The organism is Profundibacter amoris, assembly GCF_003544895.1.
In the GTDB taxonomy this organism is placed as follows: Bacteria; Pseudomonadota; Alphaproteobacteria; order Rhodobacterales; family Rhodobacteraceae; genus Profundibacter; species Profundibacter amoris.
On the sequence record NZ_CP032125.1, the window covers coordinates 893,363 to 905,187 of the forward strand.

Below are 11,825 nucleotides of genomic sequence, written 5' to 3' on the forward strand. Positions count from 1 at the left end.
TGGTTACACCGAAGAAGCAGGTGGAGCGTGGGGGTGTTTTAGGTGTTGCCACCGCTTGTGGGCGGTGGCGACCTGTGCGGCGTGTTGCTCACTGGTTTCCAGTGTGAGGGGGTGCAAGTCGGCGTTGCCCTCAAGGCCTTTGACGATGCGTTGGGCGGCAATGTCACCGTCGAGTCCCAAGAGACCGAACAGTTCGTTGCGCCAGCGGGCGTGCCGGCCATTAGGGGCGGTTAGGAAGGTTATCGCGGGGTATGCGTTGTCGTCGTTTGGGCTAAGCATGTCGGAATACGCTTGCGAGATTATGGACGCGACGAATGCGCCTTCGGGCGTGCCTGTCATTCCATCCATGGCTTGTTACCGCCGGGTTCGATGTGGATGATTTTGCGGGCAACAACGAGGTGTTCGGAAACAGCGCGTTCGTGCCTGTTGGGTTCGCTCTGCCAGTCGACGTAGACGCGCGGTGGCATGTCGAGGCCAATGTGCATCGTCCACACACCGTGGACGCGCAGGCCGCGCTCAAGGAGCGTGCCGCGCGTCAGGGGCAGTTCACGCCAGAGGGGTCGCACCGTGTCAGGCATTGAGCTGCTCGACCACGGAGGCGATATGCTGCCACGGGATCGGGAAGGAGTTGGGATACACCTCGACGGTCACGCCTTCGGCGGTCACAAGGATGTTGTATCCTGCGCGGACAATATCGGCCTGCTCGGGATTGAACGTCGATAGCAGGTCGTCAGCGAATGATGCTGCGTCAGGCACGCCAAGGTTCGACGTGGTGTTCATGCGGGTGTAGGTGAGGGTGACGGCTTCGTGCTCGTCGATTGTTGCGGTGATGGTCATTGGTCATCCTTTGGTTCGTTGTGCGCGCACCCGGCTCAGGCAAGGCCGAAAGGAGGTGGCCTGCTGGGGCACCGGATGCGCGCAGGTGTGACGCGTTTCATCGGCACGCCACATGCCCAGCATGAATTGCGTATCACCTCGCCGTGGGGCGTTGTTCTGCGGAATGAGGTGGCACCGGGGGAGATTTAGGTGGCGCGATATGCGGTGTTTAGTGATTTATGTCACCCACAGAGGCATGATTTCGCGGTAGAATTGTGCGGCTGTTGCAAAGAGCGTTGCAAAAACGCGCGTCATTTTGTTCAACCGCTTGAATAGCAAGCCAATCTACCGACTAGAGTCATTGATTAGTATTCAGTATGGCTTGAAATCGGCGCTAGTTGCGACTGGCTCGCAACAACCATGTTGAGATAGCGGGTGGAGGTCACCAGCCAAATGCCCGCAGTGTCGATGGTCTGTCGATCACTGTCGCAAAAAATCCCATCGACACCACGCTAACGCGTTGTTTTCAAACGTAAGATGTCGATACTGTCGATACTGTCGATACTGTCGATATATTTTTATACTTATGTTTTCTTGCTATGCAAAAAACACACAAGAACACACAAAAACACACAATATGACGCAACGATTGAAAACGGTCAAAAACCGACAGTATCGACACCAAACGACATAAATACATTAAAATCAATCGGGTAACCTTCTGTCGATGTTTTCAACATCGACACCGCTGCAACGAAAACGGGCGATGCCCCTCGACACCGCCCGTCCATTCATTCCATCACTTGGTTATCAGAACTGAATGTCTTCCCCATGGATTGCGCGTTGCCGTTCCGAATACGCCTTCTCAACATCCTCGGGATCACCAACCCGGAAGTCGACCGAAGGTGTTTTGAAACGCTTCCAGCCGCCACCATTGTCGTAGTCAACGCCTGTCCGACGCGATACCGCAGCCCTAAAATCCGACAACGACTTTAGATCAATGCCGCGCGCATGACCGCCGTTTTCCAGAATTGGGTGCATCGTTGGCACACCATCACCGTCAACTGTGCGCTGGTATTCTTTGATATGCATCGCGTTGCGGCAGGTGCCTTTCCACCCAAGGATTTTCTTTGCCCGCTCACCGAGGACGCGCGGCTTGTCATATGGCCCCGCACCGCGCGCCCGAGCTTCGCGATACAAAGTGGATATTGCCAACCGCCCATTGCCGTCGAGGTCATCAAACACGATCCCGCTTTCCGCAATTTCATGCAACACCTCAAGAACAGGATCAGACATGATTTTGTCCGCCCGTTTTGCCTCCGTGATGATTGGTCGACCGATCAATTCCCGATCCACCTCATACCCGAGCAAATATCCAAGCACGACGCCGGGGTCCAAATCCCAATATGGTTTCCAATACTCGCGCGCCTCGCCGCTGTCTGGGTCGTCAAACATGTTGGCGACCTCAACCACCGTCCACCGCCTATCGTCGTCGTCGAGATGAACGGCCTGCTCATCGTTGGTCGTGGCGATCATGCGGTGAACATTCTTGCCCGTGAACGATGCGAGAAACTTCTGCTCGTATGACCAACGCGGCGACGTGATGAACGCCTTGAGTGTATTCGCCTGTTTGGACGAACCCGCGAATACGGACTCTTCCGCAAGGACGAAGGTCGCGCCGAACATGCCACGATTGAACCGCTCAAACATACGGTCAGAGTTCGCGATTTCTTGCGCCTGATCGTCGTGAAGGATGCGCGTCAACATGTTCCCCAAGAATGACTTGCCACCGCCTTGTGCCCCGCGTAGCGCGAGGGCCGTGCCGGGGTGCAATGACCATGGGCGTTGCACACCGTCAGCGATGAACGTCATGACCCAGTGAGCGAGTTCCTTGTTGCCGCCGCAAAGGATACGCTCGACATAATCGACCCACAGTGAAGCGTCGCCCGGCTTTGGCTTGATGCGCCACCCCTGAAAGACATTCCAACCGGGACCGTCATATTCGGGTGACTCAATCACTATGCCGTCATACTCGAGGCGGTCGGGGTCACGAATCCACATGTCCGACATTTGCGCAACCTTGCCATTCACCATGCAGGTCATTGGCTTTGTGCGGAGTGTGAAGTCGCGTAACGGGTAGCAAACGCCAGATGGTTGGTGAAGGAATTCAACGCGCCCATCAACCATCATCATCGCCCACTCCGCGTTCATGCGTTCGACCACATCATAAGACAGGTTGGTGGGTGATCCTTGTTCGAATTTCATCACCTCTTGGATGATCACGTTCAGGCGTTGATTCTCAGTGATCGGACCCTTTGCGCCATATTCGTGGTCGGGGTCGGCAAAGGAGTCATTGACGGTCCCAATGATTTCTTCCAACTGCTCCTTGTCCGCGCCCCGTGACCGTGCCGATGCCGCGCATTTGAACAGATAGTCGCGGCGACCTTCTGATTGTTCTGGGTGCTTAAACCCGCCAGCCGATTTCTTGCGCTCAGTCGTTCGCTTCTTCCTCGCCTTTGGCTTCGGTGTTAGCGCGGCGAGCATGGCGTCTGCCATGATGCCGTCTGATACGTGGCAATCACCTTCGACCTGATCCCACTGCACCGGGTGCTCGTCCGACACGTAGGCAATAACCGTTGCCGAACGCCATGCGAGCACACTCCGCTCGTTGCCGAATGCGGGCAGGTTCATTTGCGAACCGTCACCGTCATTCTGCTTCGGGAACACTTCTTTGGCGTGTTCGATCACGACGGGGTCAAGGATGGCGTCACGCTTAGCTTCCAGATAGGCGCGCATACGTTCCGCCGGAACCCAATCGTTCGAAAAGGCGATGATATGAACGCCGCCCGACTTTGACCGCGCAATCAGGCATGGGTCGCGCCACGCCTTCATGAGAGCTTCCACCTCGTCGTCGCTTTCTAGGACGGGATAGAGGTCAACGTCGATTGCACCCCACTTCACCATGCCATCGTGTAGCGGTGACAGGCCCAGCGACGTTTCGCCCTTGATGTGGCGCGCCCAATCTTGGTCGGAAACGCCTCGTTTGATCGTGCGATAGTCAGGAACCATTTTCCCGTCCTCGCGCTTTTTCATGCTCGAGAATGTGAGAAACCGTTCTTCGTTCCCAGCGAACAGATTTTTGAATGTTTGATCCATACCATTTTCAGGATGGACCCGCTTCACCGGTTCAGCGTCGTCAAGTCAGCGTGTATAACTGACTTATCAAATTGTGCGTTACTGACCAGTGGGGCGGGCCTCAAGCCTGCCCCACTTCTTTTGATTTCGCCCATGCCATCACAGCGTCGAGATCGTAGCGAACGGTGCGTTCGCTCCAATATATCGCGGGTGGACTGTCGCCTGCGCGCTTCCACGCATAAAACTGTCCCTCCGAGATTTGGAGAAATTCGCACAATTGGCGAGGCGTCATTAGTTTGGGGATAGTAAGCTGGGTTTCAAGATCATCAATGCGATGATGTGCATGGTTCAGCATTTCCTCGTGCTGGCGCACGAGAGTTTTGAGCGCGTCAATGCGCAGAGTCAGGTTTTCAGGGGACATTGCAACAGAGTCCTTTCGTCATGTCCTTAACCAGACAGACGCCCTCTGTTGATATACGACGCGGTGGGCAATCATCGACCAAGCCGCTTGCGTCGTCGCGCGCTCGGGATGCTGTGCACTGCCAGAATGGCGCGCGTCTCACGACGGGCATAGGTGCGTGAATGAAGATAGTGAGCCTAACTTCACTCTTCAAGATCGAAAGAAGGTGTTACCTTAATCCGTTGCACAATTACCGTTTCGATTTCCGATGGTGCGCGATGATTGCCCATGCGTTTCATGTACTTCATCAACATGTCGTTTCCTTTGCCGCCTGACACGTCACCACGCAGGAAGTGGATCACATAGTCAGGCAGAAACGCCTCTGCACCCGCCTGCATAAAGTGACGCCGCGTATCGTGTTGGCTTAGGACCGGAACACGGTTGCCTTCGATGGTTGTCGTCAGCACATCCAATTGGTCGATGTGCCCTGTTTTCGATGATGCTGGGAACACAAATTCAAACTCAGATGATCTGATCGCCATAAGGGCGCTGACCACGATGTCACAAATGGGGAGGGTTCGGGCCAGTTTGTTTTTCATCTTGGGCAGATGGATCGTCTTCAATTGCAGATCGACCTGATCCCATCGAAGTGAGCGGACGTTGCCCGCGCGGATGCCTGTAAACAGCATCACGATCCACGCCGTGCGGCGTAGCGCGTTGTTCACGCCCATGATGGCATCCCACATTGGCGACCAGTCGTCTTCGTCGAGACCATGGGCGGCGCAGGCGACCGTCCACTTGGTTTCGGTCTCGCCAGAACTTGGAGCGCGCACCTTTTTACCTGCAACAGGGTTTGGGACGTTTGCATAGTTAAACGCAGAGCCAAGACCTGTGCGCACATGGCGGGCGGTTGCCTTCATGCCGTCCTTGGCCAGACCATTCACCACATCCTGAATCCGTGCTGATGTAACGTCGGCAACGTGCATTTTTAGGATGTCGCCTGCATGGCGCTCCAGTTTGGTCGTCATGTCGATGCGATGCCTATCCGACATTGAACCCATTGCCTGCGATGTGTCGCAGTGTTTGTCCCAACCATCACGCACGGTTGTGATGTCGGGGCTTGTGCGCACCTGTTTGCTTTTGATGTCGCCTTGTTTGCTGGCTTGCACTGCGTCCATTTCTGGAAATGCGCCAACCTTGATCGACTTCACTTTGCCGCTGACGCGCTTTTTCAAATACCAAGTTGAGCGCCGCTTTCCGACGTTCAGATAAAGGCTTGGGAAGCGATCACCGTCGTGACGATACATGCCCGGTGGCGCTTTCAGCAGCTTGGCGTTTTTGGTGAAGTCGATTGCGGCGGTCATTCTTTCATCTCCGTTTTTTTTGCAACGTTTTTTGCAACACAACACATCACTAAGACGCATTATGGCGCACTGTCAACCGACTGATTTTTGTTGCAAAAAGTTGTTAACTGCTTGTTTTATATGATGAAGCGCGCCAAGGCGTACCAAGCGTATAAGTATGGGGGCGTGATTTGTAATCAGTAGGTCCGCGGTTCGAGTCCGTGTGGGGCACCATTTCACCGTATTATAAAGTCCAGTGACATCCTTTTCAGCCTTGTATATAAGGCTATTTATGAAATAGTTTGTCCAGTGGCGTTTTTCTTGATCCGCTAACGTACCCCCCAGATTGGGGGTATATTTTGGGGTACGATGAAAACCCGAAAATGAGTGTACCCCCAGACGCCTTTAAATGACGCAAAGATTCGAAACCTGAAAACCAAAGAGAAATCCTACAAAGTGGGTGACTTTGACGGGTTGTTTTTATTGGTGAAAGCAACAGGATCAAAGTCATGGCGGTTCAAATATCGCATAGAAGGCATAGAGAAATAACCAGTGATCGGGGATTCTCCTGCAATCAGTCTGTTGAAGGACAGATAAGTGCGGGATGCAGTCAGGGCCGAAACTGCAGGGGTGGCAATCCTAATGAGACCAAACAACAAGAAAAACGGATCAGATAGGGGAGCCAGGGCAACGACCAAGATTCAGCTGGGATCAATCTTAATCCGAAAACCCTGAATATATCTATGGCGTTTTGAACATCCGGCAGTCCTGCGCAAAGGGCGCTTAGGCCGTTTTTTGGGTAAGGTATGCTATCATTTCATTGTAGGTTCCCATCTGTGGGTAATCGGCTTCGGGCATAGGTGTGTTCAGCGCTTTGCCAAGAGCGGTGACGAGGTTCAGGAAGTCCAGCGAGTCGATGTCGAATTCTTCTCGCAAATCCTCGTCGCGGTCAATTTCATTGATCTCGATATCAGGGGCGATGCGATGCAACTCGTCCTTTAACAGGGTTTCAATGTCGGTCTGGGTCATAATTTCTCCGGTTTCTGCAGGTGTTTGTCGATGGCGCGTAAAAACAGTGCGCCGCGGTGGCCGTCGCTGACACGATGGTCGGCGGAAAGGGTTATTGTTGTGGTCAGGCGCTCTTCAACCGCACCACCCACAGCGAACGGGTGCTCGCGCGGGGTGCCGATGCCGACAATCGCCACTTGCGGCGGATAGATTACGCCAAATAGCTGATCAACGCCGCGTTCACCCAGACTGGTCACGGTGATCGTGGCATCTGTAAGTTCGGTGGCCCGGAACCGTCCGGTCCGCACCCGCGCTGCCAAATCACGCATTGAAGTCATCAGATCATCCAGGTTCAGGTTGGCAGCATCAAGAATTGCGGGCGCCACCAATCCGCCCCCGCGGATTGTGATGGCCATACCGGTGTTAATGGCGCTTGCGGGGTGGAATTGCCCGTCGGTTAGATAGCCATTGAATTCGGTGTATTTACGCAGCGCTTTGGCAACCGCCTTGAGGTATAGTGCGCCCAGCAAAAGGCGGGCCTCGGGGGGGCGATCAGCGTTGGTTTGATCCACAAAAGTTTGCGCCGCAGTTAAATCGACAGTGTGGGCCAGATAATAGTGCGGAATTTCGGCCTTTGAGCGGGTCATCGCGGCGGCAATGGCCGCGCGCATACCGTCCATTGGATTGACGGGGGAGGGGGGATTGGCCCGCTCGATGTCCGCCAAAGTGAGCGCGCCGCCAGGGCCGGTGCCAATGTCCCCCAATGTGCGCGGATCAATACCCTTGCTTTGTGCCAAACGCAGCGCTGCCGGGGTGATCCTGACACGATCCGTCTGGAGGGGTATGGCAGGTGTGGGGGCGGGTTCGGGCGTGGGCGATGTTGCGGCAGGCACAGGCACGGGTGGTTCCGGCTTCGGCGCTTTCTCCTGAACCGCCCTCTCCACCGGCGCCTCTCCTTTTGTACGGATTATTGCCAACGGGGTGCCAACAGGAACCTTTTTACCGATACCGACCAGATATTCTTCCAGTATGCCGTCCTCGAACGCCTCAATCTCAATTGCACCTTTCTGGGTTTCGACGACGGCAATCAGATCACCGTTGCTTACCGCATCACCCGGCGATTTCAGCCACTCGATCAGTGTGCCCGCCTCCATGTCGGCGCCCAGTGACGGCATCAGGAATTGTCCCATGGCTCTACTCCCGTCCCACCAGTTTCAAGGCAGCCGCCACAATCCCCGGCACTTGTGGAATGGCTGCCGCCTCAAGATGCGCGGCATAGGGGATCGGCACCTCGGCACTGCACACGCGGGCCAATGGCGCATCCAGATCAAAGAACGCGTCCTCGGCCAGTTGCATGCCGATTTCGGCGGATAATGAACCGGTTTTCCAGCCCTCGTCGACGATCAATGCGCGGTGGGTTTTGGCGACAGAGGCAAGGATCGTAGGCATATCAAGCGGGCGCAAGCAGCGCAGATCAATCACCTCGGTATTCACCCCTTGCTTGGCCAGTTCTTCGGCTGCATCAAGGGATTTGAACAGCGATCCGCCATAGGTGATCAGCGTCAAATCCGTGCCCTCGCGACGCACGACGGCATGGTCAATATCAACCGCCCCGGCATTTTCGGCCAGTTCACCGGTCATGTTATATAGCATGACGTTTTCAAATATCAGCACCGGATCGGGATCTTGCAATGCGGTCCACAACATGCCGCGCGCATCCTCCAGTGTGGCAGGGGTCAGGATGCGCAAGCCCGGGATATGGCCATACCATCCCTCAAGGCTGTGCGAATGCTGTGCAGCCAATTGACGGCCAGCCCCTGTTGCCATGCGGATCACCACCGGCACGCCGAACTGGTTGTTGGACATATGCCGGTAGGTGGCGGCGGTGTTCAGGATTTGGTCAAGGGCCAGCAGCGAAAAGTTGACGGTCATCACTTCGACAATCGGGCGCATTCCGGCGATTGCAGCGCCGATGCCCGCACCGGTGAAACCGGATTCCGACAGCGGTGTGTCGCGAATGCGATCCGCGCCGAACCTGTCCAGCAGACCCTTGCTAACGGCGTAACAACCGCCGTAATGACCGACATCCTCACCCATTAAAAACACGCGCTCGTCACGCTCGATAGCCTCGACAATCCCTGCCTTTACCGCCTCGCGGTAGGTGGTCTCGACCATCTTTGCGGGCTTGGCAGGAATGGGTGCGGCGGGGCGTTCAGGGGCTGTGACATAGCGGGTCAAGGTTTCCGGCGGCTCGTCTGTACCCGCCTCGGCAAAGGCCACGGCCTCGGCGATTTCGGCGTCCACCTCGGCCACGATGGCCTTTATCTCGTCAGCGTGGAGCAAACCGGTTTCCTGCAGCCAGCCCTGAAACCGCACGATCGGCCCTTTTTCGCGCCAGTCCTCGACCTCGCCTTTGGTACGGTAATTTTGGGCGTCAAACATCGAGTGCGCACGGAACCGGTAGGTGCGGCATTCCAGAAAATAAGGTTTGCCGGTTTCCTTGATCGCGTTCAAGGCACGGCGCGTTGCGGCCTCGACTGCGACAATGTCCATACCGTCAACAGTTTCGCCTTGAATAGAATAGCTGCGGGCCTTGGCGCTGATGTCGGTCTGCGCCTCGGTTAGATCCAGCGCTGTGCCCATCGCGTAGCCGTTGTTTTCGCAGACAAAAAGCACCGGCAAGTCCCAGAGCGACGAAAGGTTGAGCGCCTCGTGAAACTCGCCCTCGGCCACCGCACCTTCGCCAAAAAAGCAGGCTGTCACACCGCCGGAGCCTTGCATTTTGTCGGCCAGCGCCAGCCCCACGGCCAGCGGCAAACCACCACCGACAATCGCGTTGCCGCCGTAAAAATTCGCCTCCTGACTGAACAGGTGCATTGATCCGCCGCGCCCGCCAGAACAGCCCTCGACCTTGCCATACATTTCGGCCAGCACTGTGGTCATTGGCATCCCGCGGGCCAGCGCATGGCCATGCTCTCGGTAGGTCGCAATGATGCGGTCCTCGGGTTTCAGCAACGGAATAACCCCGACCGCCACCGCCTCTTCGCCATCATAAAGATGCAGGAACCCGCCGATTTTCTGTTGGGTATACAGTTCGGCGCATTTGCTTTCAAAGCGGCGAATGCGGATCATCCCCTTTAGCAGTGCGCGAACATGGGCGTGATCAAGGTGCGGTTTCAGGTCAGGCTTTGTCATTGTTCATCACTTTCCAAGGTTGAAATGTCGCCTTCGGGCAGGCCCAGTTCGCGGGCTTTCAGCAGGCGCCGCATGATCTTGCCGCTGCGGGTTTTCGGCAGGTTTTTGCGAAAGACGATTTCCTTGGGCGCGACGGCCGGGCCAAGCCGCTTGCGCGCAAAGCCGCGCAGATCGAGCAACAGGTCATCATCGCCCACCACCCCCGGTTTCAGCGCGACATAGGCCTTGACGATTTCGCCGACGGTTTCATCAGGGATGCCGATCACCGCCACCTCGGCTACTGCATCGTGTTCCATCAAGGCGCTTTCCACCTCGAATGGGCCAATCAGGTGGCCCGCACTTTTGATCACATCATCGCTGCGCCCGACGAACCAGTAGTATCCGTCAGAATCCCGCATCGCCAGATCGCCGCTCAGATACCAACCGTCGCGAAAGGCTTTTTGATAGCGCGCCTCCTCGTGCAAATAACCGCGCATCATCGAGGGCCAGCCGGGCCGCAACGCCAATTCGCCAATCGCCAATGGCGTTGTGACCTCGCGCAACCCGTCCTCGCCGGTCTCGACAATGCCGGCATTGATGCCGGGCAGGGGTTTGCCCATCGAGCCGGGTTTGACATCCATCGACGCATAATTGGCGATCATAATGCCGCCGGTTTCAGTCTGCCACCAGTTGTCGTGAAACGGCATTCCGAACTGCTCGTTTCCCCAGATCACCGCCTCGGGATTCAGCGGCTCGCCCACGCTTGCCATGAACCGCAGATGCGGGAAGCTGTGCGCCTTGGCCATCGCATCGCCGGCTTTCATCAACATTCGGATGGCGGTGGGCGCGGTGTACCAGACGTTGACCTGTTCATCCTCAAGGATCGAATACCAACGCTCGGGGTCGAACTCCGCCTCGTCAATGATCATGGTTGCGCCAATGGTTAAGGGCGCGATGATGCCGTAAGAGGTGCCCGTCACCCAGCCGGGATCAGCCGTGCACCAATAGGTATCGCCCGCCCGCAAATCCAGCACCATTCGCCCTGTCGCATGATGCGCGACCACGGCCTGATGCACATGCACCGCCCCCTTTGGTTTGCCAGTGGTGCCCGAGGTGAAATGCAGCAAGGCGATGTCTTCGGGGTCTGTGGGTTCGGTTGTAAATGTGTCGGCGGCGGTATCCATCAGGGAAATCAGGTTTTCGGTATTGTCCTCTTCGCCATCAATCAGCAGAATATGGGTTAGATCGGGCAGCCTGTCGCGGATTGATTTGACCTTGCGCCGATATAGCGCCTTTGATGTTACCAACACCTGTGCCCCGCCAATTTCCATGCGCGACTGCACAGGTTCCGGCCCAAAAGCCGAAAACATCGGACAAAAGACGCATCCGGCTTTCAGCGTGCCAAGGGCCGTGATGTAAAGTTCAGGCTTGCGTCCCAAAAGCGTATAGACCCGCGCCCCTTTTTGAACACCCAACCTGCGCAGCACATTTGCAAAGCGCGCCGTCTGGCGTTGCAGGTTCAGATAGGTAAAATCCAAACGCATTCCGTCCTTGGCGATCCAGCGAATGGCCAGCCTGTCACCCATGCCCTCTTGCACATGCCGGTCAATGGCCTCGTGCGCGATGCTCAACTTGCCGTTGGGCAAACCGTCCAGCAGGCTTTGTTCCTCTTCCCAGGAAAAACTGGTGCGTGCCTGTTCGTAATCCGGCATATTCGCCGCATCGGCGATCAGGTGGGATTTATGGATAATATCGTTGCTCATTGTCGTGGCCTCCGGTAACAAAGTGCCTTGCAAGACAGAAAGAAACTCAAGCAATTATACCATAACTGGTATTTTTCAGGATGATTTGAATCAAGTCTGCATTTCTGGGCCGAATGTTAGCGAACAAGTTCTCATTGATGGATTGGATCGGCAGGAATAACTGCATGTGTCGGTCTGTTATAGAAA

11 protein-coding genes and 1 tRNA gene are annotated in these 11,825 nt (G+C 55.9%); 3 read left to right on the top strand and 9 right to left on the bottom strand.

Annotated elements, in window-relative coordinates; genetic code table 11:
* Positions 1 to 42 precede the first annotated feature (42 nt).
* Entirely contained in the window at positions 43 to 234 is a 192-nt protein-coding gene (locus tag BAR1_RS17890; protein ID WP_162891669.1) for a hypothetical protein, read from the top strand.
* A gap of 101 nt (positions 235 to 335) precedes the next feature.
* Here BAR1_RS17890 and BAR1_RS04465 read toward each other — a convergent pair whose 3' ends face one another.
* The 5 genes from BAR1_RS04465 to BAR1_RS04485 form a co-directional block, all read right to left on the bottom strand.
* Positions 336 to 578, bottom strand: coding sequence for a hypothetical protein (locus tag BAR1_RS04465; RefSeq protein ID WP_118941910.1), 243 nt, complete (start codon positions 576 to 578; stop codon positions 336 to 338).
* Positions 571 to 837, bottom strand: a complete 267-nt coding sequence (locus tag BAR1_RS04470) for a hypothetical protein (protein WP_118941911.1) — start codon at positions 835 to 837, stop codon at positions 571 to 573. Before BAR1_RS04470 ends, BAR1_RS04465 begins: the two co-directional genes overlap by 8 nt.
* 789 nt (positions 838 to 1,626) lie before the next feature.
* The gene (locus BAR1_RS04475) at positions 1,627 to 3,972 is read right to left on the bottom strand and encodes a DUF5906 domain-containing protein (protein WP_118941912.1); all 2,346 of its coding nucleotides are present in this window, start codon (positions 3,970 to 3,972) and stop codon (positions 1,627 to 1,629) included.
* Positions 3,973 to 4,072: 100 nt separating this feature from the next.
* Complete coding sequence (locus BAR1_RS04480; RefSeq protein ID WP_118941913.1) at positions 4,073 to 4,372, bottom strand: helix-turn-helix transcriptional regulator; 300 nt, start codon at positions 4,370 to 4,372, stop codon at positions 4,073 to 4,075.
* A 182-nt stretch (positions 4,373 to 4,554) separates the two neighbouring features.
* Positions 4,555 to 5,715, bottom strand: coding sequence for a tyrosine-type recombinase/integrase (locus BAR1_RS04485; protein WP_162891670.1), 1,161 nt, complete (start codon positions 5,713 to 5,715; stop codon positions 4,555 to 4,557).
* A gap of 130 nt (positions 5,716 to 5,845) precedes the next feature.
* Between BAR1_RS04485 and BAR1_RS17895 the strand changes: the two genes are divergently transcribed.
* Together BAR1_RS17895 and BAR1_RS04490 are read left to right on the top strand one after the other, a co-directional pair.
* Positions 5,846 to 5,928, top strand: a tRNA-Thr gene (locus BAR1_RS17895).
* A 153-nt stretch (positions 5,929 to 6,081) separates the two neighbouring features.
* Complete coding sequence (locus tag BAR1_RS04490) at positions 6,082 to 6,243, top strand: Arm DNA-binding domain-containing protein (RefSeq protein ID WP_118941915.1); 162 nt, start codon at positions 6,082 to 6,084, stop codon at positions 6,241 to 6,243.
* A gap of 234 nt (positions 6,244 to 6,477) precedes the next feature.
* Here BAR1_RS04490 and BAR1_RS04495 read toward each other — a convergent pair whose 3' ends face one another.
* Genes BAR1_RS04495 through acsA form a run of 4 tightly spaced genes read right to left on the bottom strand, consistent with a single transcriptional unit; the run spans position 6,478 to position 11,639 of the window.
* A complete protein-coding gene (locus BAR1_RS04495; protein ID WP_118941916.1) occupies positions 6,478 to 6,723 on the bottom strand; it encodes an acyl carrier protein in 246 nt (81 codons plus the stop codon).
* Positions 6,720 to 7,892 carry a dihydrolipoamide acetyltransferase family protein gene (locus tag BAR1_RS04500; RefSeq protein ID WP_118941917.1) on the bottom strand — a complete coding sequence of 391 codons (1,173 nt, stop codon included), beginning with the start codon at positions 7,890 to 7,892 and terminating at the stop codon, positions 6,720 to 6,722. The genes BAR1_RS04495 and BAR1_RS04500 overlap by 4 nt, the downstream gene beginning before the upstream one ends.
* A 4-nt stretch (positions 7,893 to 7,896) precedes the next feature.
* Positions 7,897 to 9,897 carry a pyruvate dehydrogenase (acetyl-transferring) E1 component subunit alpha gene (gene pdhA / locus BAR1_RS04505; RefSeq protein WP_118941918.1) on the bottom strand — a complete coding sequence of 667 codons (2,001 nt, stop codon included), beginning with the start codon at positions 9,895 to 9,897 and terminating at the stop codon, positions 7,897 to 7,899.
* Positions 9,894 to 11,639: an acetate--CoA ligase gene (acsA, locus tag BAR1_RS04510; protein ID WP_118941919.1), complete on the bottom strand. Its 1,746-nt coding sequence runs from the start codon at positions 11,637 to 11,639 to the stop codon at positions 9,894 to 9,896. The genes pdhA and acsA overlap by 4 nt, the downstream gene beginning before the upstream one ends.
* Positions 11,640 to 11,825: the final 186 nt, after the last annotated feature.

Bases quoted from the DNA above. Each gene is read 5' to 3' on its own strand.
- BAR1_RS04465 (WP_118941910.1), bottom strand. From the start codon at position 578: ATGCCTGACACGGTGCGACCCCTCTGGCGTGAACTGCCCCTGACGCGC.
- BAR1_RS04470 (WP_118941911.1), bottom strand. From the start codon at position 837: ATGACCATCACCGCAACAATCGACGAGCACGAAGCCGTCACCCTCACC.
- BAR1_RS04475 (WP_118941912.1), bottom strand. From the start codon at position 3,972: ATGGATCAAACATTCAAAAATCTGTTCGCTGGGAACGAAGAACGGTTT.
- BAR1_RS04480 (WP_118941913.1), bottom strand. From the start codon at position 4,372: ATGTCCCCTGAAAACCTGACTCTGCGCATTGACGCGCTCAAAACTCTC.
- BAR1_RS04485 (WP_162891670.1), bottom strand. From the start codon at position 5,715: ATGACCGCCGCAATCGACTTCACCAAAAACGCCAAGCTGCTGAAAGCG.
- BAR1_RS04495 (WP_118941916.1), bottom strand. From the start codon at position 6,723: ATGACCCAGACCGACATTGAAACCCTGTTAAAGGACGAGTTGCATCGC.
- BAR1_RS04500 (WP_118941917.1), bottom strand. From the start codon at position 7,892: ATGGGACAATTCCTGATGCCGTCACTGGGCGCCGACATGGAGGCGGGC.
- pdhA (WP_118941918.1), bottom strand. From the start codon at position 9,897: ATGACAAAGCCTGACCTGAAACCGCACCTTGATCACGCCCATGTTCGC.
- acsA (WP_118941919.1), bottom strand. From the start codon at position 11,639: ATGAGCAACGATATTATCCATAAATCCCACCTGATCGCCGATGCGGCG.